Below are 256 nucleotides of genomic sequence, written 5' to 3' on the forward strand. Positions count from 1 at the left end.
GCATGATCCAGATTTTATTCAAAAAATTATCCGGTGTATCCTGGCAATTGCACCACGGACTTGCTCCGGAACCGAACGGAGGAAGTTCTCCAATATTCCATTTTATAGTTCCGTTTTTTAATGCACTGTCAATTTTTAATGCAATTTTATTGTAGTTAGTAATAAAATCTTCTGAGAATAAATGAGTGTTTTCGAGCTCCTTAATTCTGGCTTTATGAAGTTTCATATCCATTGCGCTGTAAATACTGTCCGTATT

At 35.5% G+C, this 256-nt stretch carries 1 protein-coding gene; it reads right to left on the reverse strand.

All coding sequences use genetic code 11. The features are described from left to right. On the reverse strand, positions 1 to 226 hold a 226-nt coding region (locus tag SB658_RS25580), incomplete at its 3' end, for a hypothetical protein (protein ID WP_410603256.1). Positions 227 to 256: the final 30 nt, after the last annotated feature.

Origin of the sequence: Bacillus sp. SIMBA_008 (assembly GCF_046535495.1) — a bacterium.
GTDB classification, from domain to species: Bacteria; Bacillota; Bacilli; order Bacillales; family Bacillaceae; genus Bacillus; species Bacillus subtilis.